The organism is Methylobacterium sp. 22177 (assembly GCF_052045615.1).
GTDB classification, from domain to species: domain Bacteria; phylum Pseudomonadota; class Alphaproteobacteria; order Rhizobiales; family Beijerinckiaceae; genus Methylobacterium; species Methylobacterium radiotolerans.
In genome coordinates, this window is the sequence record NZ_JBQEPK010000097.1 from 2,431 (window position 1) to 5,630 (window position 3,200).

The following is a 3,200-nucleotide window of genomic DNA, read 5'->3' on the forward strand; positions in this document are numbered from 1 at the left end:
CCCCGCGCAGTGGAGCCCGATCTTCGGGGCACGGGGTGCAACCAAGGCGAACAGCCGTGACGTCTCTCAATCCCCCAACCGTTTGGGCGGTGCCGGATCAAGCCCGCACCATCTACGCCCACGCCCGCGAAGCCCCTTTCGGGCGAACCCTGTTCGTATCTGGCCAATTCGGGGTCGCCCCCGACGGGCGGATGCGTGCCGAGTTCGCCGAGCAGCTCGGACAGGCGATGGCCAACGTGGAGGCGCTGCTGGCCGCTGCCGGGATGGTGCTGGCCGATGTGAGGAAGGCGACGTTCATCCTGACTCGGACCGACGATCTCTGCGCCCTTGAGCGGGTTCGGCAGACTCGCTGGGCTTCAAAAGCGCCGGCCGCGGTGACTGTCCTCGTTGCCGCCGCGCTCGTTCGCGCAGACGCGTTGGTCGAGATTGAGGTCACGGCCGTCCGATGCCCCAAACTCGGTGATCGGAGCGACCTGCTTGGCGATCACGCGGCCGGACTGCTTGTGCGGATTGCCCGGTGGGCGCGAGGCTTTGCGGGTGCCTGTGGCCGTCCGGTGAACCGCGTCAACGAGCAAGGGGACTGGCTGCTGCGCGACCTTGGGCTGGAGCGCTCCGACGTCCAGTCGCCTGCCGAACGGCTTGATGAGCTGCGACGTAAGATGCCGTTCCAATGAGCCGCGGGGCCTTGCTGGCTCCGCCATGGCGTCTGTGGCTTCCGATACGCGGACGCTATCGGAAGCTAGGAGGCCAGCATGGGGCGGCAAACGCACTTCTGCCGGCCGCAGCCCAGGTTGCGGCAAGCCCATCACAGGCAGAATGTCAGCGTGTCAACAATTCATCGCACTGACGCGTCATCGGGACAACTCGTTGTAGTGTCAGCGCGTTTTCACGATACGTCCCTTGCCCTTCTTCATCAGGAGATCGTTGATCGCTTCCATCATCACGTCTTGGGTCGTCATGTCGGCGTCGAGACCCACGAGTTTGATCATGCGATAGATTTCGGGCTCGACCCAGACGGTGATCCCACGCGCGCCTTGCCGCGTGGCCGGGCGAGGGGTCTTCGTGTCCTTGATATTTTTGGTGGCGCGCCGAGGCGAAACCCCGGTCTGCACAGGCTCAGCGGCGGGCTCTGGTTCTATGGCTGCCGGCGGCTCATCACGGCGTCCAGTAGAGACGCTGTCGGTAACGGCTGCTCGGAGGCTGAAGCGGGGCGCAGCGTTCATCAGGCAGCCTCGACGCCGGTCTGCGGAAGAGGCAGCCCCATCAGGTTGGCCGTCCATCGGAACAGCTCATCAATTTCAGAGGCCGCCCTGCCCGCTGGTTCGATCTCCTGGGCCGTCCTGCCAGGGATGAAGCCGCGCGAGTATGAGACTCGCTGATAGATCGCACCGGAATAAACAGGGATGTCGCGCTCGCGCAGACCGGCACGCGCTTCCTCCAAGTCGAATTCGGTTGACGTATTGCACGCGTTGAAGACCACCCAAGATGGCTTGCGCGCGATGGTTGTGAGGTCGTGTGTCTGTCCGATCGCATCGATGTCGAGGATCGAAGCGCGACACGGTATCAGGATCAAATCGGCGGCCTTACACGCCACGAGAGCCGGCCGGTCCGCATGCGGCGCGGAGTCAATGAGCAGCAAATCTAAGCCGCCGCCGGCAGCCTGAGCCTTTACGTGATCGAGCTGCTCGGCCGACGTGACCACCGCTTCGGGGTGATCTTTCCGCCGCTCGGACCATTTCCAGGCCGATGACTGGGGATCGAGGTCCGCAATGGCAACCTGAAGCCCAGCACGGTGTGCCGCTACCGCAAGGTGTAGGGCAAGTGTCGTTTTCCCGGCCCCTCCTTTTTGTGAAACCAGGGCGAGCGTACGCATCGCGTTGACCTTCTGACAGTGTGACGGGCTGTCTTAGCATCGCGACAGCTTGTTAACAGGACATCACCGAAACGTGGTGACGGCGCAACCCGTTTCGGCGTTGACCCGTCAGATTGTTGACACGGCAACGGGTTGGCTCGACAGCGCGATGCCATTCTGATCGACTGAGGAAGTGCCCGGCAAGCATCAGGCCGAACGACCCTCTAGGTGACATAAGAGCTTTTGTGAAAAACGCTTATCCTGGGTATGCTCAGGTCGACGACGAGGCCCCCATGGCGACCATGACCATCTCTCTGCCCGACCCGATGAAGGAGTGGATCGAGGCGCAGATCAGGCAGGGCGATTACGCCAGCACGAGCGACTATGTCCGTGATCTCGTCCGCCGCGACCGGGAGCGGCGTACCCATCCCGAACTGACGCTCGAGGATCTGCGCCGGATCGTCGATGACGCTCGCGCCAGCGGACCGAGCCGGCGCAAGGTCCCTGAGATCCTCGCCCGGGCCAAGAAGCACGCGCAGGCCGCTCAGCCGCTGGATGAGTGATTACACCCTTACGCGGAAAGCCGAGGCGGATCTGTTCGACATCACCGTTCACGGCTACCAGCAGTTCGGTGTCCGCCAAGCCGAAGCCTACGCCGCCGGTCTGGAGCAGGCCTTTCAGCTCCTCGCTGACAATCCTGGAATGGGCCGCAAGGCCGACGCGATCCGCCCGGGCGTGCACCGGCATGAGCATGCCTCCCACGTCATCCTGTACGAGGTAGTGACTGGTGGCATCCTGATCCTGGCCATCGTCCACGGCCGCAGCGTAAGGCGGCTCGCGCTGTAGGGGAGGGGCGTCTCACGCTGAAGGATCGAATAGGCCCATCACGACTCAGGCCGCCCCCGAAACCAGCAGGGCTGAATACGGCCAGTGCCGAGCCCACGGTTCGGCATCGTAGCAGCGCCGGCTACTCTGCGTGGCATCGCTACAGCGTTCAGCGATCCGGACGCAGCCTCAACGTTGACTTAACCGGGCGCGCCAGCCGACATGCGATGTCCGGCTACGCATCGCCTCGCGCGAGTCGCCGGAAGCATCAGGAGACACCGCCGCCGCAAGTCGACCCCTGAAAAGCCAACGGCCCCCCAGTCGCCAAACTGGAGGGCCGTTTGAACCGAAATCGGTCTGTGAGGCATCAAGCACCCCTCACAAGCCATGAGACGCCCCCGGGCGTCAAGCGAAAGCGCCAACTTTCGCGACGGTGAGGCTTTGCCTGTGGACCGGACGCTCTAACCGGCGGCCCGGAACGACCTGTCGTGGCCCGACGAGGGCCGAGAAGGGATGTTTGCAG

At 63.8% G+C, this 3,200-nt stretch carries 5 protein-coding genes; 3 read left to right on the forward strand and 2 right to left on the reverse strand.

All coding sequences use genetic code 11. The features are described from left to right. The first annotated feature begins 89 nt into the window (after positions 1 to 89). Positions 90 to 674, forward strand: coding sequence for a RidA family protein (locus tag ACTJK8_RS32010; protein WP_440763179.1), 585 nt, complete (start codon positions 90 to 92; stop codon positions 672 to 674). A 201-nt stretch (positions 675 to 875) separates the two neighbouring features. Here ACTJK8_RS32010 and ACTJK8_RS32015 read toward each other — a convergent pair whose 3' ends face one another. Together ACTJK8_RS32015 and ACTJK8_RS32020 are read right to left on the reverse strand one after the other, a co-directional pair. Then, positions 876 to 1,223 (reverse strand): ribbon-helix-helix domain-containing protein, encoded by a 348-nt coding sequence (locus ACTJK8_RS32015; protein ID WP_139257142.1) that lies wholly within the window; start codon positions 1,221 to 1,223, stop codon positions 876 to 878. Further along, positions 1,223 to 1,873 (reverse strand): ParA family protein, encoded by a 651-nt coding sequence (locus ACTJK8_RS32020; RefSeq protein ID WP_029360218.1) that lies wholly within the window; start codon positions 1,871 to 1,873, stop codon positions 1,223 to 1,225. Before ACTJK8_RS32020 ends, ACTJK8_RS32015 begins: the two co-directional genes overlap by 1 nt. Before the next feature lie 272 nt (positions 1,874 to 2,145). Between ACTJK8_RS32020 and ACTJK8_RS32025 the strand changes: the two genes are divergently transcribed. Beyond that, the gene (locus ACTJK8_RS32025) at positions 2,146 to 2,415 is read left to right on the forward strand and encodes a type II toxin-antitoxin system ParD family antitoxin (protein ID WP_058606643.1); all 270 of its coding nucleotides are present in this window, start codon (positions 2,146 to 2,148) and stop codon (positions 2,413 to 2,415) included. Next, the gene (locus ACTJK8_RS32030) at positions 2,408 to 2,698 is read left to right on the forward strand and encodes a type II toxin-antitoxin system RelE/ParE family toxin (RefSeq protein WP_058606642.1); all 291 of its coding nucleotides are present in this window, start codon (positions 2,408 to 2,410) and stop codon (positions 2,696 to 2,698) included. Before ACTJK8_RS32025 ends, ACTJK8_RS32030 begins: the two co-directional genes overlap by 8 nt. The last annotated feature ends 502 nt before the right edge of the window (positions 2,699 to 3,200 follow it).

Coding starts and splice junctions, on each gene's coding strand:
- ACTJK8_RS32015 (WP_139257142.1), bottom strand. CDS start 1,223: ATGAACGCTGCGCCCCGCTTCAGCCTCCGAGCAGCCGTTACCGACAGC.
- ACTJK8_RS32030 (WP_058606642.1), top strand. CDS start 2,408: ATGAGTGATTACACCCTTACGCGGAAAGCCGAGGCGGATCTGTTCGAC.
- ACTJK8_RS32025 (WP_058606643.1), top strand. CDS start 2,146: ATGGCGACCATGACCATCTCTCTGCCCGACCCGATGAAGGAGTGGATC.
- ACTJK8_RS32020 (WP_029360218.1), bottom strand. CDS start 1,873: ATGCGTACGCTCGCCCTGGTTTCACAAAAAGGAGGGGCCGGGAAAACG.